The sequence below is a fragment of the Brevundimonas sp. FV2ps16 genome (assembly GCF_058681075.1).
Window position 1 is genome coordinate 3,031,864 of sequence record NZ_CM178728.1, and the last position, 26,527, is coordinate 3,058,390.

29 protein-coding genes are annotated in these 26,527 nt (G+C 67.0%); 16 read left to right on the forward strand and 13 right to left on the reverse strand.

From position 1 onward, the window contains the following. Nucleotides 1-8: 8 nt before the first annotated feature. Nucleotides 9-1,577 (forward strand): aminomethyl-transferring glycine dehydrogenase subunit GcvPB, encoded by a 1,569-nt coding sequence (gcvPB, locus tag ACW170_RS14680; RefSeq protein ID WP_492087365.1) that lies wholly within the window; start codon nucleotides 9-11, stop codon nucleotides 1,575-1,577. 112 nt (nucleotides 1,578-1,689) lie between these two features. On the opposite strand, the gene ACW170_RS14685 is transcribed toward gcvPB, so the two are convergent. Both ACW170_RS14685 and ACW170_RS14690 read right to left on the reverse strand, forming a co-directional pair. Then, nucleotides 1,690-2,358 carry a squalene/phytoene synthase family protein gene (locus tag ACW170_RS14685; protein ID WP_492087366.1) on the reverse strand — a complete coding sequence of 223 codons (669 nt, stop codon included), beginning with the start codon at nucleotides 2,356-2,358 and terminating at the stop codon, nucleotides 1,690-1,692. Continuing rightward, nucleotides 2,348-3,322 carry a polyprenyl synthetase family protein gene (locus ACW170_RS14690; RefSeq protein ID WP_492087367.1) on the reverse strand — a complete coding sequence of 325 codons (975 nt, stop codon included), beginning with the start codon at nucleotides 3,320-3,322 and terminating at the stop codon, nucleotides 2,348-2,350. Before ACW170_RS14690 ends, ACW170_RS14685 begins: the two co-directional genes overlap by 11 nt. A 165-nt stretch (nucleotides 3,323-3,487) precedes the next feature. Between ACW170_RS14690 and ACW170_RS14695 the strand changes: the two genes are divergently transcribed. Then, a complete protein-coding gene (locus tag ACW170_RS14695; RefSeq protein WP_492087368.1) occupies nucleotides 3,488-4,243 on the forward strand; it encodes a tRNA1(Val) (adenine(37)-N6)-methyltransferase in 756 nt (251 codons plus the stop codon). Nucleotides 4,244-4,617: 374 nt separating this feature from the next. Here the strand turns inward: ACW170_RS14695 and ACW170_RS14700 are convergent, their stop codons facing one another. From ACW170_RS14700 to thiS, 3 genes are read right to left on the reverse strand one after another with little or no spacing between them, the layout of a single operon-like run. Further along, entirely contained in the window at nucleotides 4,618-5,397 is a 780-nt protein-coding gene (locus ACW170_RS14700; RefSeq protein WP_492087369.1) for a HisA/HisF-related TIM barrel protein, read from the reverse strand. A 51-nt stretch (nucleotides 5,398-5,448) separates the two neighbouring features. Continuing rightward, complete coding sequence (locus ACW170_RS14705; RefSeq protein WP_492087370.1) at nucleotides 5,449-7,131, reverse strand: hypothetical protein; 1,683 nt, start codon at nucleotides 7,129-7,131, stop codon at nucleotides 5,449-5,451. A gap of 46 nt (nucleotides 7,132-7,177) precedes the next feature. Next, nucleotides 7,178-7,375: a sulfur carrier protein ThiS gene (thiS, locus tag ACW170_RS14710; protein WP_492087371.1), complete on the reverse strand. Its 198-nt coding sequence runs from the start codon at nucleotides 7,373-7,375 to the stop codon at nucleotides 7,178-7,180. A 430-nt stretch (nucleotides 7,376-7,805) separates the two neighbouring features. On the opposite strand from thiS, the gene aroQ reads away from it, so the two are divergent. From aroQ to lepB, 6 genes are all read left to right on the forward strand, one after another. Continuing rightward, entirely contained in the window at nucleotides 7,806-8,252 is a 447-nt protein-coding gene (gene aroQ, locus ACW170_RS14715; RefSeq protein WP_492087372.1) for a type II 3-dehydroquinate dehydratase, read from the forward strand. Between the two features lie 47 nt (nucleotides 8,253-8,299). Next, nucleotides 8,300-8,788 carry an acetyl-CoA carboxylase biotin carboxyl carrier protein gene (accB, locus tag ACW170_RS14720; RefSeq protein ID WP_492087373.1) on the forward strand — a complete coding sequence of 163 codons (489 nt, stop codon included), beginning with the start codon at nucleotides 8,300-8,302 and terminating at the stop codon, nucleotides 8,786-8,788. 3 nt (nucleotides 8,789-8,791) lie between these two features. Next, entirely contained in the window at nucleotides 8,792-10,144 is a 1,353-nt protein-coding gene (gene accC, locus ACW170_RS14725) for an acetyl-CoA carboxylase biotin carboxylase subunit (protein ID WP_492087374.1), read from the forward strand. Nucleotides 10,145-10,171: 27 nt separating this feature from the next. Beyond that, nucleotides 10,172-11,188, forward strand: coding sequence for a 2-hydroxyacid dehydrogenase (locus tag ACW170_RS14730; RefSeq protein ID WP_492087375.1), 1,017 nt, complete (start codon nucleotides 10,172-10,174; stop codon nucleotides 11,186-11,188). 86 nt (nucleotides 11,189-11,274) lie between these two features. Then, complete coding sequence (gene aat, locus ACW170_RS14735; protein ID WP_492089194.1) at nucleotides 11,275-11,871, forward strand: leucyl/phenylalanyl-tRNA--protein transferase; 597 nt, start codon at nucleotides 11,275-11,277, stop codon at nucleotides 11,869-11,871. Between the two features lie 80 nt (nucleotides 11,872-11,951). Beyond that, nucleotides 11,952-12,725, forward strand: a complete 774-nt coding sequence (lepB, locus tag ACW170_RS14740; protein ID WP_492087376.1) for a signal peptidase I — start codon at nucleotides 11,952-11,954, stop codon at nucleotides 12,723-12,725. Here lepB and ACW170_RS14745 read toward each other — a convergent pair. From ACW170_RS14745 to ACW170_RS14770, 6 genes are all read right to left on the reverse strand, one after another. Next, complete coding sequence (locus ACW170_RS14745) at nucleotides 12,722-13,063, reverse strand: EF-hand domain-containing protein (protein WP_492087377.1); 342 nt, start codon at nucleotides 13,061-13,063, stop codon at nucleotides 12,722-12,724. The genes lepB and ACW170_RS14745 overlap by 4 nt on opposite strands. A 16-nt stretch (nucleotides 13,064-13,079) precedes the next feature. Further along, entirely contained in the window at nucleotides 13,080-13,721 is a 642-nt protein-coding gene (locus tag ACW170_RS14750; RefSeq protein ID WP_492087378.1) for a DUF2155 domain-containing protein, read from the reverse strand. After that, a complete protein-coding gene (locus tag ACW170_RS14755; RefSeq protein ID WP_271164000.1) occupies nucleotides 13,718-14,110 on the reverse strand; it encodes an NADH:ubiquinone oxidoreductase subunit NDUFA12 in 393 nt (130 codons plus the stop codon). The genes ACW170_RS14750 and ACW170_RS14755 overlap by 4 nt, the downstream gene beginning before the upstream one ends. Before the next feature lie 250 nt (nucleotides 14,111-14,360). Then, complete coding sequence (locus tag ACW170_RS14760; RefSeq protein ID WP_492087379.1) at nucleotides 14,361-15,629, reverse strand: TolC family protein; 1,269 nt, start codon at nucleotides 15,627-15,629, stop codon at nucleotides 14,361-14,363. Further along, nucleotides 15,626-15,829 (reverse strand): YgaP family membrane protein, encoded by a 204-nt coding sequence (locus tag ACW170_RS14765; protein ID WP_492087380.1) that lies wholly within the window; start codon nucleotides 15,827-15,829, stop codon nucleotides 15,626-15,628. Before ACW170_RS14765 ends, ACW170_RS14760 begins: the two co-directional genes overlap by 4 nt. A 29-nt stretch (nucleotides 15,830-15,858) precedes the next feature. Continuing rightward, nucleotides 15,859-17,136 (reverse strand): NAD(P)/FAD-dependent oxidoreductase, encoded by a 1,278-nt coding sequence (locus ACW170_RS14770; protein ID WP_492087381.1) that lies wholly within the window; start codon nucleotides 17,134-17,136, stop codon nucleotides 15,859-15,861. Between the two features lie 118 nt (nucleotides 17,137-17,254). Between ACW170_RS14770 and ACW170_RS14775 the strand changes: the two genes are divergently transcribed. The 5 genes from ACW170_RS14775 to ACW170_RS14795 all read left to right on the forward strand — a co-directional run bounded on the left by ACW170_RS14775 (nucleotide 17,255) and on the right by ACW170_RS14795 (nucleotide 23,019). After that, nucleotides 17,255-17,593: a rhodanese-like domain-containing protein gene (locus ACW170_RS14775; protein ID WP_492087382.1), complete on the forward strand. Its 339-nt coding sequence runs from the start codon at nucleotides 17,255-17,257 to the stop codon at nucleotides 17,591-17,593. A 29-nt stretch (nucleotides 17,594-17,622) separates the two neighbouring features. After that, nucleotides 17,623-18,648 carry an efflux RND transporter periplasmic adaptor subunit gene (locus ACW170_RS14780; protein WP_492087383.1) on the forward strand — a complete coding sequence of 342 codons (1,026 nt, stop codon included), beginning with the start codon at nucleotides 17,623-17,625 and terminating at the stop codon, nucleotides 18,646-18,648. Further along, nucleotides 18,645-21,866 carry an efflux RND transporter permease subunit gene (locus tag ACW170_RS14785; protein WP_492087384.1) on the forward strand — a complete coding sequence of 1,074 codons (3,222 nt, stop codon included), beginning with the start codon at nucleotides 18,645-18,647 and terminating at the stop codon, nucleotides 21,864-21,866. The genes ACW170_RS14780 and ACW170_RS14785 overlap by 4 nt, the downstream gene beginning before the upstream one ends. Continuing rightward, nucleotides 21,863-22,186 carry an ArsR/SmtB family transcription factor gene (locus ACW170_RS14790; protein ID WP_492087385.1) on the forward strand — a complete coding sequence of 108 codons (324 nt, stop codon included), beginning with the start codon at nucleotides 21,863-21,865 and terminating at the stop codon, nucleotides 22,184-22,186. The genes ACW170_RS14785 and ACW170_RS14790 overlap by 4 nt, the downstream gene beginning before the upstream one ends. 182 nt (nucleotides 22,187-22,368) lie before the next feature. Next, a complete protein-coding gene (locus tag ACW170_RS14795; RefSeq protein WP_492087386.1) occupies nucleotides 22,369-23,019 on the forward strand; it encodes a peroxiredoxin in 651 nt (216 codons plus the stop codon). Nucleotides 23,020-23,117: 98 nt separating this feature from the next. Here the strand turns inward: ACW170_RS14795 and ACW170_RS14800 are convergent, their stop codons facing one another. Together ACW170_RS14800 and ACW170_RS14805 are read right to left on the reverse strand one after the other, a co-directional pair. Next, complete coding sequence (locus tag ACW170_RS14800) at nucleotides 23,118-23,537, reverse strand: ArsR/SmtB family transcription factor (protein WP_492087387.1); 420 nt, start codon at nucleotides 23,535-23,537, stop codon at nucleotides 23,118-23,120. Beyond that, on the reverse strand, nucleotides 23,534-24,193 hold the full coding sequence (locus ACW170_RS14805; RefSeq protein WP_492087388.1) for a peroxiredoxin: 660 nt from the start codon (nucleotides 24,191-24,193) through the stop codon (nucleotides 23,534-23,536). Before ACW170_RS14805 ends, ACW170_RS14800 begins: the two co-directional genes overlap by 4 nt. A 101-nt stretch (nucleotides 24,194-24,294) precedes the next feature. Between ACW170_RS14805 and ACW170_RS14810 the strand changes: the two genes are divergently transcribed. From ACW170_RS14810 to ACW170_RS14820, 3 genes are all read left to right on the forward strand, one after another. Next, entirely contained in the window at nucleotides 24,295-25,236 is a 942-nt protein-coding gene (locus tag ACW170_RS14810; RefSeq protein WP_492087389.1) for an MBL fold metallo-hydrolase, read from the forward strand. Between the two features lie 68 nt (nucleotides 25,237-25,304). Further along, nucleotides 25,305-25,721 (forward strand): protein tyrosine phosphatase family protein, encoded by a 417-nt coding sequence (locus ACW170_RS14815; protein ID WP_492087390.1) that lies wholly within the window; start codon nucleotides 25,305-25,307, stop codon nucleotides 25,719-25,721. A gap of 4 nt (nucleotides 25,722-25,725) precedes the next feature. Further along, nucleotides 25,726-26,520, forward strand: coding sequence for a sulfite exporter TauE/SafE family protein (locus tag ACW170_RS14820; protein WP_492087391.1), 795 nt, complete (start codon nucleotides 25,726-25,728; stop codon nucleotides 26,518-26,520). Nucleotides 26,521-26,527 lie beyond the last annotated feature (7 nt).

The window sequence follows — 26,527 nt, forward strand, 5'->3', positions numbered from 1 at the left end:
TACTGACCATGAGCACCATGAACACCGTCGGCCGTCCGACCGCTCCGAACGCCGTGACGACCAAGCCCGCCACCCTGACCGGCGGCCGCGGCCTGTTGCAGAACGAAGCCCTGATTTTCGAAGGTGACGGCTGGGGCAAGACCGGCGTCGATCTGGCCGAGCCCAAGACGGACGGCTCCGACCTGGGCGACCTGGTCCGCAAGGATCCGATCGGCCTGCCCGGCCTGTCCGAGCCCGAGGCCATGCGCCACTATGTGCGCCTGAGCCAGAAGAACCACGCCATCGACCTGGCCATCTATCCGCTGGGCTCGTGCACGATGAAGCACAACCCGCGCCTGAACGAGAAGATGGCGCGCCTGGCCGGTTTCTCGGACATCCACCCGCTACAGCCGATCTCGACGGTGCAGGGTGCGCTGGAACTGATGGACACCCTGGCCCACTGGCTGAAGACCCTGACCGGCATGCCCGCCGTCGCCCTGTCGCCCAAGGCCGGCGCGCACGGCGAACTGTGCGGTCTGATGGCGATCCGCGCCGCCCACGAGGCCTCGGGTCAGCATGAGAAGCGCCGCAAGGTGCTGGTGCCCACCAGCGCCCACGGCACCAACCCGGCGACGGCCGCCTTCGTCGGCTACACCGTCGTCGAGGTCGCCCAGACCGAGGACGGCCGCGTGGACGTGGCCGACCTGGCGTCCAAGCTGGGCGACGACGTGGCCGCCATCATGGTGACCAACCCCAACACCTGCGGCCTGTTCGAGCGCGACATTCTGGAAATCAGCCGCCTGACGCACGAGGCGGGCGCCTACTTCTACTGCGATGGGGCCAATTTCAACGCCATCGTCGGCCGGGTTCGGCCGGGCGATCTGGGCGTGGACGCCATGCACATCAACCTCCACAAGACCTTCTCGACGCCGCACGGCGGCGGTGGTCCGGGCGCGGGTCCGGTGGTGCTGTCGGAAGCCTTGGCGCCCTTCGCCCCGGCGCCGTGGGTCGTGCACGACGCGGACGGCTATCGACTGATCGAGCGTGAAGAGGACGAGGCCGAGCAGGCCTTTGGCCGCCTGTGCGCCTTCCAGGGCCAGATGGGCATGTATGTACGCGCCCTGTCTTACATGATGTCGCACGGCGCCGACGGCCTGCGTCAGGTGGCCGAGGATGCGGTGCTGAACGCCAACTACATCAAGGCCCGCCTGTCGGACCTGATGTCGGCGGCCTTCCCCGACGGCCCCTGCATGCACGAGGCCCTGTTCGACGACGAATGGCTGAAGGGCACGGACATCACCACGCTCGACTTCGCCAAGGCGATGATCGACGAGGGCTTCCACCCGATGACCATGTATTTCCCGCTGGTCGTCCACGGGGCCATGCTGATTGAGCCGACCGAGACCGAGTCCAAGGCCGAGCTGGATCGCTTCATCCACGCGATGCGCCTGCTGGCCGAGGCCGCGAAAGCCGGCGACGTGGATCGCTTCAAGGGCGCGCCCTTCCACGCCCCGCTGAAGCGCCTGGACGAGACCCGCGCCGCCCGCTCGCCGGTGTTGCGCTGGTCCGCCCCAGCGGGGTCAAACCAGGCCGCTTAAGGCTGGCGAATACAAGTCCCATCATCCCAGGGTCCATAATCCCGAAGCCGGCGGCGGTGTCCCGCTTCCAGACCGAGGTTATGGATCCTGGGTATTGCGCGTTGACGGCGACCTAAATCCGCCCGCGGAGGGTCGCCCAGATGAGGCGGAGGCGTTTGACCGGTTCGGGCTCGTCCGCACGTATCAAGGTCGCCGAGGCCACAGCCGGAAACGCCGCTGGGGGCAGGCCCTTCAACGCCGCGTTCGCCGCCTTGCGCCCCGCCCTCGCCTCGTCCGCCCGCCCCACCTGTCCAAGCCCACGCACCCGGCCCGCCTCGACCACCTTGTCCGCGTGGCCCGGACCGGCCAGCACATGGACCGCCGTCTGCATCGGGCCGACGTAGAAGGCGTCCAGGTCGTGGGGGTCGCCGTGGACGCGGCCGATGTGGGCCTCGATCAGGGCGTCGAAGGGCGCGCGGTCCAGAGCGTGGCGGGCGACCAGGTCGGTCAGGGCTTCAAGCACCGGGTGACCCTTGCGAGGGATCCCGGCGAAGACCCCGTCCAGCTGCTCGGCCCACCAGGTGTATCGCATCTCGGCCAGAAGAGGCTGGGTCACCCGCGTGGGTATGGCCATCAGCTCGGCCTCGAAGGCGTAGAGCGTGATCAGGTCGGCGCGGGCGCGTTCGTCGGCGACCAGGCGGCTGGACAGCCAGCGATCCAGGTCGGCGGCGCGAACCTGGGCGTCCAGGCTCGCCGCGACCGTCGCCGCCGGATCGGGTTCATGCACTGGTTCAGGCGGCACGCGAAACGGCGAAATCGGCCAGGTCTTCCAGGGCCGCGCGCCAGTCCGATGCGGGCAGGACCGACAGGGCGGCCTTGGCCTGATCGGCATAGTCGCCGGCCAGATCCAGGGTCGAGCCTATGGCGCCCGAGCCGATGACCAGTTCGCGGGCGCGGGCGAAATCCTCGGGCGTGCGTTCGCCCTTGGTCACGGTCCGCTCCCAGAAATCGTCCTCGCGGCCCCGGGTGCGGGCCACGGCCAGCAGCAGCGGCAGGGTGGCCTTGCCCTCGTTGAAGTCGTCGCCGGCGTTCTTGCCCAGGGCCTCGGCGGTCGCGCCGTAGTCCAGGGCGTCGTCGGCCAGCTGGAAGGCGATGCCCAGGGCCATGCCGTAGTCACGCAGGGCGGCGGTCGCAGCCGTATCGGCGCCGGCGCCCACGGCCCCCGCCTCGGCGGCGGCGGCGAACAGTTCGGCGGTCTTGGCCGAGATGATCTGCAGATAGGTGGGCTGATCCAGGTTCAGGTCGTGGGCGCGCGTCAACTGCAGCACCTCGCCCTCAGAGATCACCCGCGACGCCTGGGCCAGAATGCCCAGGGCGCGCATCGAATCGGTCTCGACCATCAACTCAAACGCGCGGGCGAACAGGAAGTCGCCGACCAGCACGCTGGTGGGCGCGCCCCAGATCAGGTGGGCCGCGACCTTGCCGCGCCGCAGCTCCGACGCATCGACGATGTCGTCGTGCAGCAGGGTGGCGGTGTGAATGAACTCGACCGCAGCGGCCAGCTTCTTGGGCGACAGGATATCGCCCTGTGCGCCCGAGGCGCGGGCGGCGGCGACCGTCAGCAGGGGCCGCAACCGCTTGCCCCCGGCCGAGACCAGGTGTTCGGCCAGTTTGGGAATGATCGGCACATCGGATTGCATCCGGTCGATGATCAGCGAATCCACCTCGGCCATGTCGGATCCGGCCAGCCGGACGAGGGCGTTCACATCCCCCTTCGGACGGGGAAAGGCGGCGGGGACAACGTCCAAGAGATACTCTTTCACAGGTCGCGCGACGTCCGCCGCGCAGCTAATTCCGACCGCGTCCGCTTGCCGGATCGCGATGGCGCGCACAATGGTGATCGACCCCCGGAGGGTCAAGGAGATTGAGGTTTGGACACCGTCCCCGCCGCGCCGGATGTCGTGGAGAACGCCCTGCTGAACGGCCGCGTGCGCTTGCGGCAACCCGCGCACGGCTATCGCGCCGGCATGGACGCGGCGCTGCTGGCCGCCGCCGTCGCGCCCAGGTCGGGCGAGCGGCTGTTCGAGGCGGGCTGCGGCGCGGGGGCCGTCCTGATGCAGATCGCCGCCCGTCATGACGGGACGTCGCTGACGGGGCTGGAGCGCGATTCGCTCGCCGCCGGCCTGGCGCGCGAGAACGCGGGGCTGAACGGGTTTGGGGATCGCACCACAATCATCGACGGCGATGTGGCGGCGGGGTTCCGAGCCCTGGACCTGACGCCGTTCGACTGGGCCGTGTCGAACCCGCCCTTCTTCGACGATCCCGGCGCCCTGCGCGCGCCGGCGCCGGGCAAACAAGGCGCCTGGATGGCCGACGACGGGCTGTCCGCCTGGACGGGACTGCTGCTGAAATCGGTGCGCGAGGGGGGCCGGATTGTGATCATCCACCGGGCCGACCGGCTGGCGGACCTGCTGGCCCTGCTGGGGGAAAAGGCCGGCTCCTTCGCCATCCGGCCGGTGCAACCGTTCGCCGACCAACCGGCCAAACGCGTGCTGGTCCAGGCGATCAAGACCGGCAAGGCGCCCCTGCGCCTGCTGCCGGCCCTGGTGCTGCACGACCGCTCTAGCGCCAAGCACACGCCCGAGGCCGAGGCGATCCTGAGGGGCGAGGCGGCGCTGGGTTGGTGAGGGTTTGGCGCTCTGTCGCAAAGACAGGGTGACAAACCGCCAAACCGCCAAGGCGACAGACTATGCATTGAGATGGCGCCACCGTGGGTCATAGGACGCATTTTACAGGCGCGGCGAACCCCGGTGGGAAGGACGGCGCGAGAATCCGGCAAGGGGTTGAAAACCCTGGGACGGAACCAGCGTCATTGTGCGCGATGGCGCCTATAAGACCTTCCCCCGCTTGCGGGGGAAGTGTCAGCTCGTCGAGCGGAGCGAGACGGCTGACGATGGGGGAAGTCTTCTTGTTCAAGCAAGACTCCCCTCTCCGACCCTGGTCCGCTGCGCGGACGCCGGGCCACCTCTCCCGCAAGCGGGAGAGGGTCTAGAAACGCGCCTTAGATCAATCCCGCCAGCGGCGACGACGGGTCCGCATACATCCGCTTCGGCATCCGGCCCGCCAGATAGGCGTCGCGACCGGCGATCACCGCGTGCTTCATCGCCCGCGCCATGCGGATCGGATCCTTGGCCCCGGCGATGGCGGTGTTCATCAGCACGGCGTCGCAGCCCAGCTCCATCGCCCGGGTCGCGTCCGAGGCCGTGCCCACGCCGGCGTCCACCAGAACCGGCACCTTGGCCTGTTCGACGATCAGCCGCACATTGACCTCGTTCTGGATGCCGAGCCCCGAGCCGATCGGGGCGGCGGCCGGCATGATGGCGGCGGCGCCGGCGTCTTCCAGCCGCTTGGCCATGACCACGTCGTCGGTGCAATAGACCATGACGTCGAACCCGTCCTTGATCAGCAGGTCCAGCGCCCGCAGGGTCTCGATCATGTCGGGATACAGGTGGGCGGTGTTGGACAGGACCTCCAGCTTGACCAGGCTCCATCCCCCCGCCTCGCGCGCCAGGCGCAGGGTCCGCACCGCGTCCTCGCCAGTGAAACAGCCGGCGGTGTTGGGCAGGAAGGTAAAGCGGTCGGGCTTCACATAGTCGACCAGCATCGGCTGGCTCGGATCGGTCAGGTTCACCCGGCGCACGGCCACGGTCACGATCTCGGCCCCCGCCGCCTCGGCGGCGGCGGCGTTCTGGGCATAGTCGGCGTATTTGCCGGTGCCCACGATCAGGCGGGAGTTGAAGGTGCGGCCGGCGACGGACCAGGTTTCGGGGGAGGCTGTCATAAGATGTTACTATCGACTAAGGCCGCCGATGCGAAGCGCCCAAGGGCCTTTTCAGACGGGCGGACAGATAATGGGTTCAACGGGCGCGCCGTAGTTCATGACCGACCTGCCTTGGGCGGAGGTGATCGCCGCCTTGTAGCCTTGACCTTCACGAATAAGACCGTTGTGAACAACGATGCTCCGACCCTCGAGGATTGCCAGGGCATGACGTGCGTACGCCAGCCGCTCTTCACTCTGCCCAGGCGAGGCAAGCATTCGCATAAGCAGATCGTCGTCTAGATCCTCGCCCCATAGGCCCATCGACGTAAGAGTCATTATTGCTCCAGCGTCTCCTCCACAAAACGCCTTGACCAGGCCGGCGTCGATGTCACTGCCGAATCCCATCACCAGAGCCTGAAGCGGCAACCACAACGGGTCGTCAGCTTGCAACCAGTCCGCCGTCGCCAAGCGAGCATCTATTTCCTTGAGCGCCCACTCCCGTACCAACGCATCGTGAGCGGCGATCAAGGCAAGGGTCACCTCCGGCCGAGCGCGGTAGTCGGTGGGGCGTAGGGCATCGATCGCTTCGAAGTTCTGATCCACTCCGCGTCGCCTGAGGTCCCAGAACAAGCTCAGAGCAGTCTCGGGCCAACGCGCGCTGACATATGGGTCTTCCATCCAGGCTTCGTTATCGCGCTCAAAGCTCCAGTCCGGCCCGCGCAGCGCCGAGAGCAAATCTCTGACCAACGTGGATGCATCGTCGTTAGACAAACCGCCGAGTCGTAGCAGGGCCTGAGTTTCGGCGATCTCATAAGCGTGTCGCAGCTTGTGGTTCTGCGCGAAGTATCGGATCGTCAGCCCTAGCTGTCTTGACGTGGGGTTTGACGACACTATCCGCTCAAAAAGAGGCTCGGCGTCAGGATGGTCGCCATTCGCTAGTGATCGAAGGATCACCTCGCTCATCCGTCTTGCATCGAAGACCGGCTGATGGCGATCAAAGATCATATCCGTGAGTGCATCCACCGCCCCGCCCTCACGATCCGCCTCGGGTCCTCGCACCTGAAAACGCGGGCCCTCCCCACGCTCTAACGCCTCATAGGCCGCGATCAGATATGGCGTAGGCTTTTGGGGCGACATGGAACCGAGGTGGTCGCGGATGTCGAGCGCCAACTGACGATCAGCCGCACTCGCCCCCGCTCGCTCCAGCTCCGGTAGGCGCACCGCCAGGTCTTCCAGCTGGGCCATGCGGTCAGGGTTGCGTTGGATTTCGATATGGCCGCGTAGGGCCCGGACCCAAAGGCTGTCAGGACCGCCGTAGTCCTCGGTTCCTCGAGCGAAGACCCAGCGCAGGACCTTCCAGCTCGACCCGTCCGACTCCCGCGCCAGGAAGAGCACATAGCTATGACCGCGCTCGAAAGTGGAGCGCATGCAACCGCCTTCATAGGACTCAGGGTGGGCGACCGCCAGATCGTTCGGATCACTCCGCCTGATGCGTCCGAGCATCGCGTCTTGCATCTCAACCGTCGCGGGCGGTTCACCCTTAAGAGCTTGCTCGATCTGAAAGGTCACCGCTCCGCCCCAGGGGCTATCGTCCCTGCGCCCGCTCACGGCCCGGGCGACGACGACGGCGTCAGCCGCCTCTACCATCTCGAAACTGGTGGCGCGGATGAAGTCCTCGCCCACAGAGCAGGCTAGAGCCGGTCCCGCAGTCGACAGCAGCGAAAAGGCCGCCAGAATCGCCATGATGACACGCATTGCCCCCCTCCTTTGACGTGCAAGTGCTAAAGATCATCGACGATGATCACCCGCCGCCGACGAACTGGACCAGTTCGATCCGGTCCCCCTCGGCAAGGGCGGTGACGGCGTAGAGGGACCGGGGCACAATCTCCAGATTGCGCTCGACCGCCACCTTGCGGGGGTCCAGCGCCAGTTCCTGGACCAGCTCCGTCACGGTCGTCGCATAGACCTCGCGTGGATCGCCGTTGACTTGAATACGCAAACCGTCTGCCTCGATATCCTATGTAGGCGTGTCATAGCGCGTTTCGGCGCGGAGGGCATGAGGCGCCGCCGCATCACGTGGCCTCCCCCTATTCGTCATCCTCGGGCTTGACCCGAGGATCGAGTGGCCCGCCGCTTGTACGACAGCCCCGACGCAACGCCCGTTCCGCGCCCGATCCTCGGGTCAAGCCCGAGGATGACGGCGGTGGGTGATGGGCAGACGGAAGGCTAGCGCCCACCAAACCCATCCGCCTTCCCCCTTTTCCCCGCTCTTCTCGCCCCCTGCGACGGGAAAGCCGTTGACGCCCGCGCGGATGACGCTAGGTCAAGCCGTTTCGACGCTGCGCTTTGACCCGCGCCGCGCCTAAGCTACAAGGCCGGCCCTGAACCGTCAGAGGTCGCCCGATTCCGGAGCCTCGATTCGAGAACCGATGTCCGACACGTCCGTCATCTATGTGCTGAACGGCCCCAACCTGAACCTGCTCGGGGCAAGGGAGCCGGAGATCTATGGCCGCGACACCCTGGCGGACATCGAACAGCGCTGCGTGACCGCGGCGGGCGAGGCGCAGATCGTGTTCCGCCAGTCCAACCACGAAGGCGTGCTGGTCGACTGGATCCAGGAGGCGCGTGAGAGCGCGCAGGCCCTGATCATCAACCCGGCGGCCTATGGCCACACCTCGGTCGCCCTGCACGACGCGCTGAAGACCCTGACCATTCCGGTGATCGAGCTTCATCTGTCCAATCCGGCGGCGCGCGAGGCGTTTCGCCATCACTCCTATGTGTCGTCCGCGGCGACCGGCGTCATCGCCGGCTTCGGCGCGGCCGGCTATGAACTGGCCGTCCAGGCGGCCCTCACCAAGGTTCGGGAACGCGCCTGAGGGCCGACCCGTTCGCATTCCAAGACGAAAGACAAAGGCGCACCCCAATGGCCGACGACAAGAAACACGCCGAGATCGACGCCGCCCTGGTTCGCCAGCTGGCCGAGATCCTGAACGAAACCGACCTGACCGAGGTCGAGGTCGAGCGCGGCGAACTGCGCATCCGCGTGGCGCGCGAAATCACCATGCACGCCGCCCCGGTCCAGTACGCCGCCGCCCCTGCGCCGGCCGCTGCGCCCGCAGCCGCCGCCGCTCCGGCCTCTATGCCTTCGGACCCGGCCACCATCGTCGCCCGCGCCGGCGAAGAGGTGAAGTCGCCGATGGTCGGCACCGCCTATCTGCAGGCCTCGCCCGAGGCGCCGGCCTTCGTCCAGCCGGGCGACAAGGTCAAGAAGGGCCAGACCCTGTTGATCGTCGAGGCCATGAAGACCATGAACCCGATCCAGGCTCCGCGCGACGGCGTGGTGGCCGAGATCCTGGTCGGCGACGCCCAGCCGGTCGAATACGGCGAGCCCCTCGTCCTGCTCGAGGGCTAAGCCATGTTCACCAAGGTCCTGATCGCCAACCGCGGCGAGATCGCGCTGCGCATCCACCGCGCGTGCAAGGAGATGGGCATCTCCACCGTCGCCGTGCACTCCGAAGCCGACCGCGGCGCCATGTGGGTGCGGCTGGCCGACGAGAGCGTCTGCATCGGCCCGGCCTCGGCGGCCAAGTCGTATCTGAACATCCCCTCGATCATTGCGGCGGCCGAGATCACCGGCGCCCAGGCGATCCACCCCGGCTATGGCTTCCTGTCCGAGAACGCCCGCTTCGCCGAGATCGTCGAGGCCCACGGCATGACCTTCATCGGCCCCAAGCCCGAACATATCCGGGTCATGGGCGACAAGATCAGCGCCAAACAGACGGTCATGGACGCCGGCATCCCGGTGGTCCCCGGCTCCAAGGGCGAGGTCGAGACCGTCGAGGCGGCGATCGAGGCCTCCAAGTCCATCGGCTTCCCCCTGATCGTCAAGGCGGCGGCGGGCGGCGGCGGACGCGGCATGAAGGTGGCCCTGACGGCTGATGATTTGGTCGAGGCGGTGCAGACCGCCCAGTCCGAGGCCAAGGCCGCCTTCGGCAACGGCGCCGTCTATATGGAGCGCTATCTCCAGAAGCCGCGCCACATCGAGATCCAGGTCATCGCCGATAGCCACGGCAATGTCGTCCACCTGGGCGAACGCGACTGCTCGCTGCAACGCCGTCACCAGAAGGTGCTGGAAGAAGCCCCCTCGCCCGCCCTGTCGGCCGAGGGTCGCAAGAAGATCGGCGAGACGGTCAACAAGGCCATCGCCGCCATCGGCTATCTGGGCGTCGGCACCATCGAATTCCTGTGGGAGGACGGCGAGTTCTTCTTCATCGAGATGAACACCCGCCTGCAAGTCGAGCATCCGGTTACGGAAATGATCACCGGCGTGGACCTGGTCCGCGAACAGGTTCGTATCGCCGCCGGCCTGCCGCTGTCCTTCACCCAGGAGGACATCGAGTTCAAAGGCCACGCCATCGAGGTGCGGATCAACGCCGAGAACCCCGAGACCTTCACCCCCTCGCCCGGCAAGATCACCGACTTCCACGCCCCCGGCGGCCTGGGCGTGCGTCTGGATAGCGCCATCTACGCCGGCTATTCGATCCCGCCCTATTACGACAGCCTGATCGGCAAGCTGATCGTCCACGGCCGCGACCGCGAAGAGGCCATCGCGCGCCTGAAGCGGTCGTTGAACGAGATCGTCATCGGCGGCGTCGACACCACCATCCCCCTGTTCCAGAAGCTGTTGCAGGAGCCCGACATCCTGTCCGGCGACTATGACATCCACTGGCTGGAGAAGTGGGCCGCCCGCCAGAAGGGCGACGCCTGACGCCCGCTTGATCAGAGGAACCGGCCCATGCGTATCGCGGTCTTTGCGACCAAGGCCTATGACCGCCGGTTCCTCGACCTGGCCAACGCCGACTTCGACCACGAGCTGAGCTGGTTCGAGGCGCGGCTGGACGAGACCACCGCGCCGTTGGCCGACGGCTTCGACGCCGTCTGCGTCTTCGTCAACGACCGGCTGGACGCCGCCGCCCTGACCCGTCTGGCGCAGGGCGGGGTGCGCGCCGTGGCCCTGCGCTGCGCCGGCTATAACAATGTCGATCTGCGCGCCGCCGAGGCCCTGGGCCTGACCGTCATCCGCGTGCCCGCCTATTCGCCCGAGGCGGTCGCCGAGTTCACCCTGGGCCTGCTGCTGGCGATGAACCGCAACATCCCGCGCGCCTCGGCCCGGGTGCGCGAGAACAACTTCGCCCTGGACGGCCTGATCGGCCGCAACCTGTCGGGACGAACGGCCGGCGTCGTCGGCACGGGCCGCATCGGCGCCATGGTCGCCCGGGCGTTGAAACTGGGCTTCGGCTGCGAGGTGCTGGCCCATGATGTGGTCGAGGACGCGGCCCTGGCCCAGATCGGCGTCCGCTACGTGGATCGCGAGACCCTGCTGCGCCAGTCCGACATCATCAGCCTGCACTGCCCGCTGACGCCCGACACGCGCCACCTGATCGACGGCCCCACCCTGGCGGCGGCGCGGCCGCGGGTGATGATCGTCAACACCAGCCGGGGCGCCCTGATCGACACCCAGGCCCTGATCGACGCGTTGAAGAGCCATCGTGTCGGCGGCGTCGCCCTGGACGTCTATGAGCAGGAAGGCGACCTGTTCTTCGAGGATCTGTCGAACGAGATCATTCAGGACGACGTGTTCCAGCGCCTGCTGACCTTCCCGAACGTCCTGGTCACCGGCCACCAGGCCTTCCTGACCGAAGAGGCGCTGACGGCCATCGCCGTGACCACCCTGTCGGGCCTGACCGAGATCGAGGCCGGGCGCGCGCCCGCCAATCGCGTCACCGCCGACCAGATCCGCCCCGCCCCGTGAACGAGCCCGACTACAGCGCCCAAGGGCCTTTCGGCGGCTTCGGTCCCGAGGACCTGCTGGGTTGCTACGCCCGGGGCGTGTTCCCGATGGCCGAGACGCGCGACGATCCGCGCGTCTTCATCATCGAGCCTGAGCAGCGCGGCGTGATCCCGCTCGACGCTTTCCACATCCCCACCCGTCTGCGCCGCACCGTGCGCGGCGAACCGTTCGAGGTGCGGATCGACACCGCCTTCGAGGCCGTGCTGGACGGCTGCGCGGCGGCCCAGGGGCCCGAGCGCGAGGATACCTGGATCAACGCGCCGATCCGGCGCCTGTACGCCGCCCTGTTCGCCATGGGCTTTGTCCATTCCGTCGAATGCTGGAAGGACGAGCGGCTGGTCGGCGGCCTGTACGGCGTGACCCTGGGCGGCGCCTTCTTCGGCGAGAGCATGTTCAGCCGCGAACGCGACGCCTCCAAGGTGGCGCTGGTCCATCTGGTCGCGCGTCTGCGCAAGGGCGGGTGGACCCTGCTGGACGCCCAGTTCCTGACCGAGCATCTCAGCCAGTTCGGCGCGGTGGAGACGCCCCAGGCGGCCTATCTGCGACGGTTGAAACCCGCGTTGAAGCAGGCCGTGGACGAGACGGTTCTGACGGCGCCGATGACGGGAGCAGAGGCGGTGGACTGGGCGCTTCAACCGGCCTGATCCCTGTCCGGACACGGTTTCAGCCCTGTCCGGACAAGCTTGTGCTGGCGCAGACCGGCAGGCTTGCGGCCTAAGACGGCATGACCCAAACCCCCGCCTCATCCGCCGACGCCCCGTCCGTCGTCTCCAGCCTGCGCGAATTCCGGGAGATCGGCGTCACCCTCGCCACCGCCCTGATCCTGGCGATGGTGATCCGCATCCTGCTGTTCCAGCCCTTCACCATTCCCTCCTCGTCGATGGAGCCAGGGCTGGTGACCGGCGACTATATCGTCGTGTCCAAATACGCCTATGGCTGGAGCCGGGCGTCCCTGCCCTTCAATCCGCCCCTGCCCGAGGGTCGGGTGCTGGGAGGCTCGCCGAAGCAGGGCGACGTCGTGGTCTTCCAGCGCCCCCACGACCCGGACCAGGTCTGGATCAAGCGCGTCATCGGCCTGCCGGGCGACGCCGTTCAGATCCGGCGCGGGCAGGTCTTCGTCAACGGGCGCCTGATCCGCCAGACGCCCCTCCAGATGGTCAGCGACCACGACGCGCCCCAAAGACGCGTGCGCGAAGTGCGCGAGACCCTGGCGAGCGGCAAGACCTATGTCGCCTATGACGGCGGGCCGGATCAGCCGGGCGACGACACGCCGGTCTATCGTGTGCCGACGGGCCAGTATTTCATGATGGGCGACAACCGCGACAACTCGCTGGACAGCCGCTGGCCCGCCGATCTGGGCGTCGGCCTGCTGCCGGCCGGGAATATCGTCGGACGGGCCGAGATCGTGGCGGCCTCGTGGAAGCCCGGCGCCGGCCTGTTCAAGCCCTGGACCTGGCTCAACCTGCAATGGGGCCGGTTCCTGAAGCCCATCCGCTAGCGGGCGCGGAATTCCTCGAAGCTGACCGCGCCGTCATGGTTCCGATCCAGACGCTCGAACGCCGTCCGATCCGGGGTCACGGATTGGGCCAGCGACGGCGCGGCGACCGCGCCCAGGGCCAGTCCCGCGACAGCGGCCGCCAGCAACTGCCGCCATCCCATACGGATCGATGACCGGCTTGTGGTCGACCGGTCCAGCTCACTGTCGATGAAGCGGCGGATGGCGTCGCTGGCCGTGCGCCCCTCGGCGCGGCACTTGTCCATGAAGGCGGTCTTGGTCGCGTGTGGCAGCCGCACCTCGACCGTCTCGCTCTTCTTGAGGGGTCTTTGGCGGTTCATTCCGGCCTCCTCGCGCTCAGTTCTTACAGCCCACCACCCAGGCGTCGTAGTTGGGGCTCTGCAGGCCGCTAACGGCCGGGGACGAGGCGAACATCCAGCCCCGGAAGAGCTGACGCGGATCGGCCGGCTGGTTCACGCCGCGCGACTGAAGCGAGACGTCCACATAGGCGATGGCGTCTTCGGTCAGTTCGTCCGGCGTGCTGACCTCGCAGGCGCGGACGCTGAAGATCAGGTTGCGGTTGAAGCGGACGGGACGGCCGCCGACCTCGACCTCGAACTTCATGGTCTCGGCAGTGGTCTTGTCGATAGCCTGGATGACCGCGAACTTGCGCCTCTGGCGGCGGGCGGGCGTCGCCGGCTGTTCGATGGCCTTTTCGACCACCGGTTTCTCGGCGGCGGCCTCTTCCTCGGCCTTTTCGGCGACGGCGGCGTCTTCGGCGATGATGACGGACGGCGGCGGAGTCACGACCACAGGCGTAGAAGGCGCAGGCGCGCCGGCAGGCGGCGTCTCGGCCGGAGCAGTGGACGCAGGCGCGGCCGGCTCCTGCACCGGACGGGCGTCACGCGGCGAATCCTGAAGGACGCTGGCGGTCACAGCCCCGGCGCTCAGCACCGCAGCAACGGCCGCTCCGCCCAACAGGAGCCGATTCGGTCTCACTCGGGCGTCCAGGCCTGATAGTCGCCGGTCGCGGCGGGACGCTTGGCCTCGGCGGCCAGCGAACCCTGCGGGCGCCACGCCATGGGCGTGCCGGTGAAATTGGGCAGGTGGTCCTTTTCCCAGGCGCGGCGCGGCAGGGGCGCCTCGGTCGGGGGCAGGTCGAAGGTGTAGCGCAGCCAGCCGTGCCAGTCGGCCGAAACCTTGGACGCGTCGGCATAACCTTCGTACACGACCCAACGGCGCTTGCGGCCGTCGTAGCTCGAGTTGTCCTTGGCCTCGTAATATTTGTTGCCGATCTCGTCGGTCCCGACGTAGCGGCCACGCTTGGCGATCGTGAAGAGGGTGCCGATCGTGGCCCCGTTCCACCAGGCGAAAATCTTGTTCAGCACGTCGTCAAACCCACGCGAAATCACCGCAGAAAAGACCCGACGGCTGAGCCGGATCATAGAAACACTCGCCCGCTTCGTCCAGCGGCGCTTCATCCTTTCCAGTCAGCGATCGCTTGGACCGAGCCGGCAAATGACGGATGAATTGCGCGCCCGAACCAACGGCAGGCCGATAGGGCCGCGCCCCAAGCTTGCAGCAGGCCTCCAGGAGAGTCGCGACACGGCCTCAGTCGTCGCTTCCTGACCTCACGCCCTAACCTCGAACCGATCCGATCAGGGCCTTCAAGCGATAGGCGGCGACGATCCGGGCGGTATTGGCCCGGGTGGCGCCGGCGGCGGCGCCTGTGGCCTCGCGCTCGGCGTTCAACAGGTCGATTTGGGGCTTCAGGCCGACGCGGACTTCATGACGAACGCTGGTCAGGGCCTGGACCGCAGCGGCCCTCTGTTCGTCGGACGCCTTGGCCACCAGTTCGGCGGTGTGGATGTCCTGCCAGGCGGCGAGAACCTGTTCCTCAAGGTTCATGCGGGCCGCGCGCAGGCGAGCAGAGGCGGCGCGCACCTCGGCGCTCGTCTCGGCGATCTTGCCGGAGGTCAGACCGCCGCTGAACAGGGTCCAGCGGCCACGAATTCCCACTGTCGCGCTGTCGGCGCGATAGTCGGGGAAGAACTGATCCCGAACCGAACCCGCCTCGGCGAAGGCGCTGACGGTCGGCAGGCGTTCGCCTCTGGCGGCGCGGGCGGCGGCCTCCTTCGCGTCGAGATCGGCCCTCGCCTGCCGCAGGGCGGGACTGCCGCCGACGGCCAAGGCCATCGCCTCGTCCAGTGAACCCGGCAATGGGGGATTGAACGGCAACGGCTGTAGGTCGATCGGCTCCAGGCCGGTCAGATTGCGGTAGCGGGCCCTGGCGGACACCACCATGCCCTCCGCGCGGGCCAGGTCGGCCCGCGCTTCGGCGGCGCGCGACGCAGCCTGGGCGACATCGGTGCTCGGAGTCTCGCCAACCCGAAAACGTTCCCGCGCCTGTCGCTCGATCTCCACGGTCTGGACGGCAAGCTCACGATAGAGTCTCAGCACGTCTTCAGCCGTCAGCATGTCGCCATAGGCCTGAACCACAGCCACGACGACTTGGCCAGAAACAGCGTCCCCGCCGGCGTCGGCGGCCGCCATTCCGGCGCGCGCCTGTGCAATCCCCGCCCCTGCTCGACCGCCGGTGAACAGGGGTTGTTCGAACGTCAGCTGGGCGGCGCGCGGCGTGACGTCCGCCGCGCCCAGACCGAAGAAATCCCTCGGATCCAGTCGACCCTGGCCGATGGTCCCGCTCAGGCTCAGAGACGGGGCGCGGGCGGATTGCGCCTGGCTGAGCCGACCTTTTGCGGCATCGACTTCGGCGTCGGCGGCGGTGATTTCGGGCGCGTTGGCGATGGCGGCGGCGATCGCCTCCTCAAGCGTCGTCGCCTGGGCCAGACCCGGCGCGGCCAGGGTCAGGACCAAGGCCCACGGAGCGGCGCGGCGCAGGCTCATCGGAAGGCGTTTCCCGCACGCAGGCCCAGCGCCTTGAACGCCATGGCCGCGGGGCAGAAGCCGGTGAAGCCCGCCTGGATCATATTGAGGCCCGCGAAGACGGTCAGGGCGATCCACCAGGGATGGACGGCGTAGGACAGAGCCACCCCCGCCAGCACGACGCATCCGGCGAAGATCATCACAGCACGATCAAGGTTCATCGGTAGGCTCCAGATTTAGAGGGAGGGGGTCACATGCGAAGCTTGCGGATGCCCATGATGTGCATCGCCAGCCGCTCGTAGGAGGGTTCGCTCTCGCCCTTGCGGACCTTGCGCAGGAAGTATTTCTCGAAGCCGACCTTGGCCAGGTGGACCCATTTGCCGCTCGCGGCCCAGTTGACGTTGCGCGGCGGAATTTGGGGCTGGGCCACGAAGGCGACGCCGCCGTCGCCGAAGTCCGCCAGACAGACGGCGTTCCAGGTCGCCTCGGCCTGGGGCGTCTCGCCGGCGATCAGGGCGGCTATATTGGCGGCGACGGCGGTGACCATGCTTTCGATCATGAAACCCGTCTTGGGCACGCCCACCGGGACAGGGGTCGGGCCGGTCGGGGCGATGGCGACACAGACGCCCAGGGCGAAGATTTCCGGGAAGGCCGGATTGCGCTGGTGCTTGTCGATCAGGATGAAGCCGCGCGGATTGGTCAGTCCTGCGATATCGCGGATCGCGGGCACGCCTCGGAACGCCGGCAGCATCATCGAATAGCCGAACGGAAGTTGATGGGTCTTGGCGACGGCGCCGTCCTCGGCGATCTCCTCGACGTGCATCAGGCCCGGCTCGACCTTGGCGACACGGGCGTTGGTGATCCATTTGATGTGCCGCTCACGCAGCTTGCTTTCCATCAAGGACTTGGTGTCGCCGACGCCGTCCAGGCCAAGGTGGCCGATATAGGGTTCGGCGGTGACGAAGGTCATCGGCGCCCGGTCGCGGATCTTCCGACGTCGCAGCTCGGTGTCCAGGATCAGAGCGAACTCATAGGCCGGACCGTAGCAGGACGCGCCCTGGACGGCGCCGACGACGATCGGACCGGGGTTCTCCACATAGGCGTCGAACATGTCGGCGGCGTGCGAGGCGTGCGACGTCTGGCAGACCGACACCGTGTAGCCATCCGGCCCCAGCCCTTCGATCTCATCGAAGGCCAGATCGGGACCTGTCGCAATTACAAGATAGTCGTAATCAACACTCTCGCCGTTGTTCAGTTCCACCCTCTTCTCAGAGGCGTGGAGGCGTTTCGCGCCGACGGCGGTGAAGCCGATTTTCTTGCGCGCGAAGATGGGCGGCAGATGAACCTGGATCTCCTCGGGCTCTCGCCAGCGAACTGCGACCCAAGGGTTTGACGGAACGAATGAATATGTCTCTGATTCAGCGATCATCAGGACGTCGGCGCGACCTTTGACCGCCGCTCGAATCTCATAGGCGGCGATTGTCCCGCCCAATCCGGCGCCGATAATCACAATTCTGGGCTTGCTCACGGTTTCCTCCAGAAGGCGTTTCAATCGCCCTTATGTGGCTTGACTGAATATAATGATTACATGATATATACAATCATAAAAGTGTGATGCCGCGATCGGCGGATCAAGGGAGGTTGAAATGTTTGGATTTGGAAAGACTGCGGCCCATCGCGAGATCGGTCCGGCCGAGTTGCAGTCCATGCTTGCACAGGGCCAGGCGGTGCTGGTCGATGTGCGAGAACCGGGCGAGTTTTCCGCCGAACACATAGCGGGCGCGATCAACCTGCCCCTCTCGTCGTTCGATCCGGCCCGCTTGCCCGCGGCGGACGGAAAGACCGTCATCCTCCAGTGCGCCGGCGGAAAGCGCTCCGCCATGGCGCTGGAACGCTGCGCCAAGGCCCAGGCCGCGATCGACACCCATCTGGCCGGCGGCCTGGGCGCCTGGAAGTCGGCGGGCCTCCCGGTCGAGCGCGGTTGATCGGCGGGAAAGACGGAAGGACGACAGCGATGAAGATGTGGACCCTCATGGCGGCGGTCGCCCTGACCCTGTCCGCCTGCGGCGGCTCGGAAGAAAACACGGCGCCGTCCGCCAAGGCTGCGGCTGTGGGGGAACAGCTCGTCCTGACCTCCAACAGCCTTGCCGACACCAAGACGGTCGGCGGCGAGATCACCACCCGCGACCAGTCGCAGGCGCGCGCGCGCATTTCGGGCGTCCTCGTCGTTCTGTCTGTGCGCGAAGGGGATATGGTGCGCCAAGGCCAGCAGATCGGGCGGGTCGTCGACGACCGGATCGGTTTCGAGACCCGCGCCTATGACGCCCAGATCGCCGTCGCCGAGGCCGAGGCGGCCCGCGCCCGCGCCGATCTGGGACGGATTCAGGATCTGTACGACCACAATATCTACGCCAAGGCGCGGCTGGACCAGGCCGTCGCGGCGTCGCGCGCCGCCGACGCCCAGGCCGCCTCCGCTCGTGCGCAACGGGGCGCCAGCGCCAGCATGGCGGGCCAGGGCGCGATCCTGGCGCCGGCCGCCGGACGCGTTTTGAAGGTCGAGGTCACGGCGGGGTCGGCGGTCACCCCCGGCATATCGATCGCGACCATCACCGCCGGTCCGCCCGTCCTGCGTCTTGAGCTGCCGGAATCGCTCGCCGGCCAGGTCAAACCCGGCGCGCGCGTCCTGCTGACGGCCGACGATCTTCCGGCCGAAGCGCGCCAGGGACAGGTGACCCAGGTCTATCCCGCCATCGTCGGCGGGCGGATTCAGATTGATGCGACCGTACCGGGCCTGACCACCGAACTGGTCGGCCGCAGGGTTGCGGCCTCGATCGAGATCGGCCAACGCCATGCCCTCACCGTACCCCGGCGTTTCGTGACGACCCGCTACGGCCTGGACTATGTGGAGGTGATGTCCCCTGACCGGAAGCACAGCGCCGTCCCGGTCCAGACGGCCCCCACGAACGACCCTGAAACGGTCGAAATCCTGAGCGGCGTCAAGGCCGGCGACCGGCTGGTCGCGACGAGGACACAAGGATGAAACTGGGCCTGTCCGGGCGCCTGACGCGCTTCACCATCACCTCGCCTCTGACCCCGCTGTTCCTGCTGGCGGCCATAGCGGTCGGCCTCCTGGCCCTGTTCTCGATCCCGCGCGAGGAAGAGCCGCAGATCAGCGTGCCCATGGTGGATATCCAGGTCGCGGCGCCGGGTCTGGCGGCCGCCGACGCCGTCGAACTGATCGGGATTCCGCTCGAGACCATCGTCAAGAGCGTGAACGGGGTGGAGCACGTCTATACCCAGGCCGAAGACAATGGGGTGCTGGTGACGGCGCGCTTCCTGGTGGGTTCAAACCCCGAGGACGCCGCCATACGGATCGAAGAAAAACTCCGCGCCAACCAGGACCGCATTCCGGTGGGCGTCCCCAATCCCAAGGTGACGGTGCGCGGGATCGACGACGTGCCGGCCATCGTCCTGACCCTGACACCGAAGCCGGGCGCGGCGGGTCAGTGGACCGATCAGGCCCTCTATGACCTGGCGCACAAGCTGCGCACCGAAATCGCCAAGGTCGATAATGTGGGCCTGACGTTCGTCACCGGCGGCCGGCCCGACGAGATCCGCATCGCCCCCGATCCGGCCAAGCTCAATCAGTATGGCGTCCCGCTGGGCCGCGTCATCGAAGCGGCGTCCCAGGCCAACCGCAGTTTCCCGGTCGGCGATGTCCGCGAGAACGGTCAGGCCGTGGCCGTCACCTCAGGCCAGACCCTGGCCTCAGCCCAGGACGTCGGCCTGCTGACCGTCCGCTCCGTCACCGGCGCGCCGGTCTATCTGCGCGACGTCGCAGACGTGGCCCAGGGACCGCGCGAAGACCAGGCCCGCGTCTGGCGCTGGGCTCGCCACGAGGGCCAGTGGGCCAGCGCGCCCGCCGTCAGCATCGCCATCGCCAAACGCGCCGGCGCCAATGCGGTGGTGGTGTCCGAGGCCGTGCGTCAGCGCGTCGAAAACCTGGAAGGCAAGCTTATCCCCGAGGGGGTCGAAGTCGCCGTCAGCCGGGACTATGGCGAGACGGCGAACGAAAAGGCCAATGAGCTGCTGTTCCACCTGGCGTTGGCGACCGTGTCGATCGTCGTGCTGATCGGCTTCGCCATCGGCTGGCGCGAGGCCGCCGTCACCGCAGTGGTCATTCCCACCACCATCCTGCTGACCCTCTTCGCCTCCTACGTGATGGGCTACACGATCAATCGCGTCAGCCTGTTCGCCCTCATCTTCTCCATCGGCATCCTGGTCGACGACGCCATCGTCATGATCGAGAACATCGCCCATCACTGGGGGATGCGCGACGGCCGCAGCCGAACGGAAGCGGCCGTCGAGGCGGTGGCCGAGGTCGGCAACCCCACCGTCGTAGCGACCCTGACCGTCGTGGCGGCCCTGCTGCCCATGCTGTTCGTTTCGGGGCTGATGGGTCCCTATATGGCGCCCATCCCGGTCAACGCCTCGGCGGCGATGATCTTCTCCTTCTTTGTGGCTGTGGTGATCGCGCCTTGGCTGATGATCCGGTTCGCGCGAAAGACACTGGCCCACGGCGGGCACGATCACGCCCATGAAGAGGGCGGCGGCAAGCTGGGGCGGCTCTACGCCCGCGTGGCCCATCGCGTGATCGACAAGCGGTCCTCAGCCCGCAACTTCCTGATCGGCGTCGGCGTCGCGACCCTGCTGGCCTGTTCGATGTTCTACTTCAAGGCAGTCACGGTGAAACTGCTGCCCTTCGACAACAAGTCGGAGATCCAGGTGGTGGTCGATATGCCCGAAGGGACCAGCCTGGAAGCCACCGCCCGCACCCTCGACGAGGCGGCCGCCCAGATCCGCACCCTGCCGGAGGCGGCGGCCATGGAGGTCTATGCCGGCGCCTCGGCGCCCTTCAATTTCAACGGCCTGGTGCGGCACTATTTCCTGCGCGACCGGCCCGAGATGGGCGATCTGATGATCTCCCTCCTGCCCAAGGACGAGCGCAGCCGCTCCAGCCACGCCATTGCGCTGGATCTGCGCGCCAAGCTGAAGGCCCTGCCTCTGCCTGCCGGAGCCTCTATCAAGGTGGTGGAGACGCCGCCCGGACCGCCCGTCCTGGCCACCCTGCTGGCGGAGATCTACGGACCCGATGCTGAGACCCGGCGCAGAACTGCGCTCGAGATCGAAAAACTGTTCCGCTCCGTCCCTTATATCGTCGATGTCGACAACAGTTTCGGCCAGGAACGGCCACGGCTGCGGCTGGTCCCGGTACGGGATCGCCTGGACTACTACGGCCTGTCCGAGCGCGAGTTGCAGGATTCCATCGGCGCGATCCTGGCCGGGTCTACGGTCGGCTACGCGCCGCGCGGCGACGGCCGCTCACCCCTGCCGATCACGGTCGCCCTGCCTCAATCGGCGCGCAGCTGGAGCCGCACCCTGGCGACGACGCCCGTTGCAGTGACGACCGGCCCTTCAGGCCCGCGCCTGATCGAACTCGGCGAAGTGGTGGACGGCCGCCGCGAAGCGGGCAGCTACGCCGTCTTCCGCCGCGACGGACGACCGCTCGACATGGTGACCGCCGAACTGGCGGGCCAATACGAGGCGCCCATCTACGGCATGCTGGCGGTCAATCGCGCCATCGAGGCCCACGACTGGGACGCGCTGGGCCTGCAAAAGCCGGCGATCCGTCTCAACGGCCAGCCGGAGGACGAGTCCGTCCCCTCGCTGTTATGGGACGGCGAGTGGGAGATCACCTGGGTCACTTTCCGCGACATGGGCGCCGCCTTTATGGTCGCCCTTCTGGGGATCTATGTGCTGGTCGTGGCCCAGTTCCACAGCTTCAAACTGCCCCTGGTCATCCTGACCCCCATCCCCCTGACCCTGATCGGCATCGTCATCGGCCACATGCTGTTCGGCGCGCCGTTCACGGCCACCTCGATGATCGGCTTCATCGCCCTGGCGGGCATTATCGTGCGCAACTCGATCCTGCTGGTGGACTTCATCCGGCACACGGCCTCGCCCGACAAACCCTTGCGCGACGTCCTGATCGAGGCGGGCGCCATCCGGTTCAAGCCCATCCTGCTGACCGCCCTGGCGGCCATGATCGGGGCGGCGGTGATCCTGACGGATCCGATCTTCCAGGGCCTGGCGATCTCGCTGCTGTTCGGCCTGGCCTCCTCGACCTTGCTGACCGTCCTGGTCATTCCGGCCATCTATGTGGTGCTGCGGGATGACGGAAAACCCGCGACCCGATGACGCCGCGCCAAGCCCCCTTGGCGGATCTGGCCAGACACGCCCACGAAGCCGCCACAGTGCTGAAGCTGCTGGCTAATGAGCATCGCTTGTTGCTGCTTTGCCGGTTGACGCAAGAGGAGCGGTCGGTCGGGCAGCTTGTGGCGCTGTGCGGCCCGTCCCAGTCCGGCGTGTCTCAGAATCTGAGACGTCTGCGTGAGGGCGGACTGGTGAAGACGCGGCGCGACCGCTCGACCATCTATTACAGCCTCGCCGACGAGGAGGTTCGTCAGCTCGTCGACATCCTCTGCGACCGCTTCGGCCAACCAAGGCGGCCCGCTTAGGCGCGCCGGGCGCCTTTCTGGCGGCCCAGGCCGAGGGGGAGGGCGCGGCTCATAGCGACCGTTCGGTCCTGACCGCTCCGACCACGCTCCGCCATAAGGGAAAGCTTCAGCACGCATAGAGACTATTAGTTTGCGTAAGTATGTATGTAAGTGTCTATGACGAGTGTCTGAAGGAGACACACATGACCGGACTTCCCCGCCTGAACGAACCCGCCCCCGACTTCAACGCCCGGACGACCCATGGCGACCGCAGCCTGGCCGACTACAAGGGCAGGTGGCTGATCCTCTTTTCCCACCCGTCAGACTTCACCCCCGTCTGCACGACTGAATTCATCGGCTTCGCCCGCCACGCAGACACGTTTGCGGCGTTGAACTGCGACCTGCTGGGCCTGTCGATCGACAGCATCTTCTCGCACCTGGCCTGGACGCGGAACATCAAGGAGAAGTTCAACGTCGAAATCCCCTTCCCCATCATCGAAGACCTGAAGATGGAGGTCGCAGCCGCCTATGGAATGATCCATCCAGGCGCCGCCGACACCTCTGCGGTGCGCGCCACCTTCCTAATCGATCCGGAGGGAATCCTGCGCGCCATGGTCTATTATCCGATGAGCAACGGCCGCAGCATCGACGAGTTCGTGCGCCTGCTCACGGCGATCCAGGCGTCCGACGCCAACGGCGTGGCGACCCCGGAAAACTGGCGCCCCGGCCAGCCCGCCATCGTGCCGCCGCCGAAAACGGCGGCCGCAGCGGAGGCTCGGGCCGGAGAAGGCTACGTCTATACCGACTGGTATTTCTCGACCCGCGACCTGCCCGAGCCGCCCAAGGCGGCCTGATCGGCGACCTTGATCAACCGCCTGCCGGATCGCGACACGATCCGGCAGGCCCTCCCCCTCAAAGACGCCCCATGCAGAGGCCGGCCGATCTGTCGCCGCTAACGCCGAAGAACGGGGGCGACGCGAGCAAACTGGGCCGTGTCGCCGCGCGGCCGCGCGGGCGCGTCCGAAACCTGAATCTTGGGGCGCGCAGAGACCACCCCCCCGTCGCCACAGAAGATCTCGTACAACATGCCCATGACCGCCTGAGCCCGATCATCGGCGATGGAATAATAGATCGACCGCGACTGTCGCCGAGTCTTGACCAGCCCGTACTGGCGCAGCTCCGCCAACTGTTGCGACAGAGCCGGCTGCTTGATGCCCAGATCCGCCTCGAGCTGCCCGACCGATCGCTCCTCTGCGGCGATGCGGCAAAGGATCAGCAGCCGATTGGCGTTGGCCAGCTGACGCAACAGTTCGGCGGCCTGGGGCGCCTTGTCCTTCAGCCGCTCCATGGCGGCGACCTGGTCGTCGCTCATGCGCTGCGCTCGCGATAATACCAGGCCGCATCGCCATCGCCGTCGGCGAGAGCCGCGTCCAGAGTGGTGGCGGCCGGCTCAAGCAGAGGCTCGCCCGCAGACCAGCCAGCCGGAGTGGACGCCTGTTCGCGGTCGGCGGTTTGCAGCGCCGTAACCAGCCGCAGCAGTTCCTCGACCGAACGGCCGATATTCATCGGATACCAGCTGACCGCCCGCACGATTCCGTCCGGATCGATGACGAAGCTCGCCCGCACCGTCGCGCTGTCGCTGGAGCCCGCATCCACCATGCCGAAGGCATGACCGATGGCCATGGACGGGTCCTCGATGATGGGGAAGGTCACCTTCACGCCGAAGCGGCGATAGATGTCCTTCAGCCAGGCCAGATGGGAATACAGGCTGTCGACCGACAGAGCCATCAGGTCACAGCCCAGGGCGTCGAAGGCCTCCGCGCGCTTGGCCAGGGCGATGAACTCGCTGGTGCAGACCGGCGTGAAATCGGCCGGGTGGGAGAACAGCACCAGCCAGCGCCCGCGATAGTCGCTGAGTCGTTTCTCGCCCTGGGTCGTGCGCGCAATGAAGTCCGGCGCCGGATCATTGATACGAAGGGCGCGCAGGGCGCCGGGGCTGTTTTGCGGGGCGGTCTCGATCGAATCCATGGGTGGAAACTAGAGACTTCCAACTCGCCTCGCCACAAGAAAATACATATTTGCAAAAACTATGAATGTATCTATATATCTTCATCAGAAACGGAGACCTCATGTCCTCGCAACCCCAAGACCCCATCCGCGATCAGGCCGCCGAAATCGTGCGCGCCGCCCTGGCGGATTCCACGCAACATCCTGTTGTAAAGTCCTTCTTTGACGAAGCGACCTTTACGGTCAGCCACGTGGTCCGCGACCCCGGCTCCAAGGCCTGCGCGATCATTGACAGCGTGCTGGACTACGACCCGGCCTCCGGCCGGACCTCGAACGCCTCCGCCGACGCCTTAATTGATTACGTGAAGTCCGAAGATCTCCAGGTGCAATGGCTGCTGGAGACCCACGCCCACGCCGACCACCTGTCAGCCGCGCCCTATTTGCAGGAAAAGCTGGGCGGGCGGCTCGCCATCGGCCACGAGATTCTCACCGTTCAGGCGGTGTTCGGCAAGATCTTCAACGAGGGGACTGAGTTCCGCCGCGACGGCAGCCAGTTCGACCAGTTGTTCAATGACGGCGACCGGTTCCGCATCGGCGGGCTTGAGGCCATGGTGCTGCACGTGCCGGGCCACACCCCCGCCTGCCTGGCCTATGTGGTCGGCGATGCGGTCTTCCCCGGCGACACCATGTTCATGCCGGACTATGGCACGGCGCGCTGCGACTTCCCCGGCGGCGACGCCCGAACCCTGTATCGCTCGATCCACCGTCTGACCGCCCTGCCGGACGCGGCGCGGGTCTATCTGTGCCACGATTACAAGGCGCCGCCCGGCCGCGAGGAATTCGCCTGGGAGACCACCATCGGCGCCCAGCGCACCGGCAATATCCACATTCGCGACGGCGTCTCCGAGGACGCGTTCGTGGCCATGCGCACCGAACGCGACGCGACCCTGCCCATGCCCCGGCTGATCCTGCCGTCGGTCCAGGTCAATATGAACGGCGGCCGCCCGCCGGAGCCCGAGGCCAACGGGGTTCGCTACCTCAAGGTCCCGCTGAACGCGCTGTGAACCTTCAGCGCGCCACCCGGCCTGAGCCGCAACACGCGAACCCGATCCGTAAACGGGGAGACCGAACAATGGACATCCGCCCGCTGGACGACGCCCTTTCGGCCTCCCCCCAGATCGCCTTGCAGGATCTGGCGACCCTCGCGGCCCAGGGCTTTCGGTCCGTGATCTCGAACCGGCCCGACGGCGAAGAGCCCGATCAGCCCAGCGCCGCCGAATTTCGTCAGGCCGCCGAGGCCGTCGGCCTGGCGTTCGCCCATGCGCCCGTGGTCGGAGGGGCCATCTCCGACGCCGATGTGGCGGCCTTCCGCCATATCCTCGACGCCCTGCCCAAGCCCGTGTTCGGCTTTTGCCGCACCGGGACACGCACCACCACCCTGTGGGCGCTCGCCCGCGCGGCGGACGAGGCCGACCGCCTGATCCAATGCGCCCAGGCGGCCGGTTACGACCTGTCGGCGCTTCGCCCGCGGCTGGAAGGCGTGCGCTGACCCCATGGATCTTTCCCTTCTTCAATACGGGCTCGGCGCCTGCGCCGGCTCGCTGGTCGGCTTCAGCCTGGGCCTGGTCGGCGGCGGCGGATCCATACTGGCCGTGCCGCTGATCGTCTATCTGGTCGGGGTCAAGGACCCCCACCTCGCCATCGGCACCAGCGCCTTCGCCGTGGCCGCCAACGCCTTCGCCAACCTGTTGAACCATGCCCGACACGGCGCAGTGAAATGGAAGATCGCCCTGGTGTTCGCCGTCGCCGGCGTCATCGGCGCCTTCGTCGGCTCGAGCCTGGGCAAGGCCGTCGACGGCCAGAAACTGCTGGCCCTGTTCGCCGTCCTGATGCTGGCGGTCGGGGTTCTGATGCTGCGCGGCCGTTCGGCAGACGGCGATCCCGACGTGATCCTGACCCGCGCCAACACGCCCAGGCTTTTGGGAACCGGCGCCCTGACGGGTGTGATGTCCGGCTTCTTCGGCATAGGCGGCGGATTTCTGATCGTGCCCAGCCTGATGGTCTCGACCCGTATGCCCATCTATTACGCCGTCGGCTCCTCGCTGGTCGGCGTGACGGCCTTTGGCCTGACCACGGCCTTCAACTATGCGCTGGACGGCTGGGTGGACTGGCCCCTGGCGGCGATCTTCATCGGCGGCGGCGTCCTGGGCGGCCTTTTGGGCGCGCGCCTGGCCAAGAGACTGTCAGGACAAAAGGGCGTCCTGAACACGGTGTTCGCAATCCTGATCTTCGTCGTCGCCGTATACATGCTGTACCGGAGCATCGACGCGCTCGGCCTGGTTTCATAGGATAGGA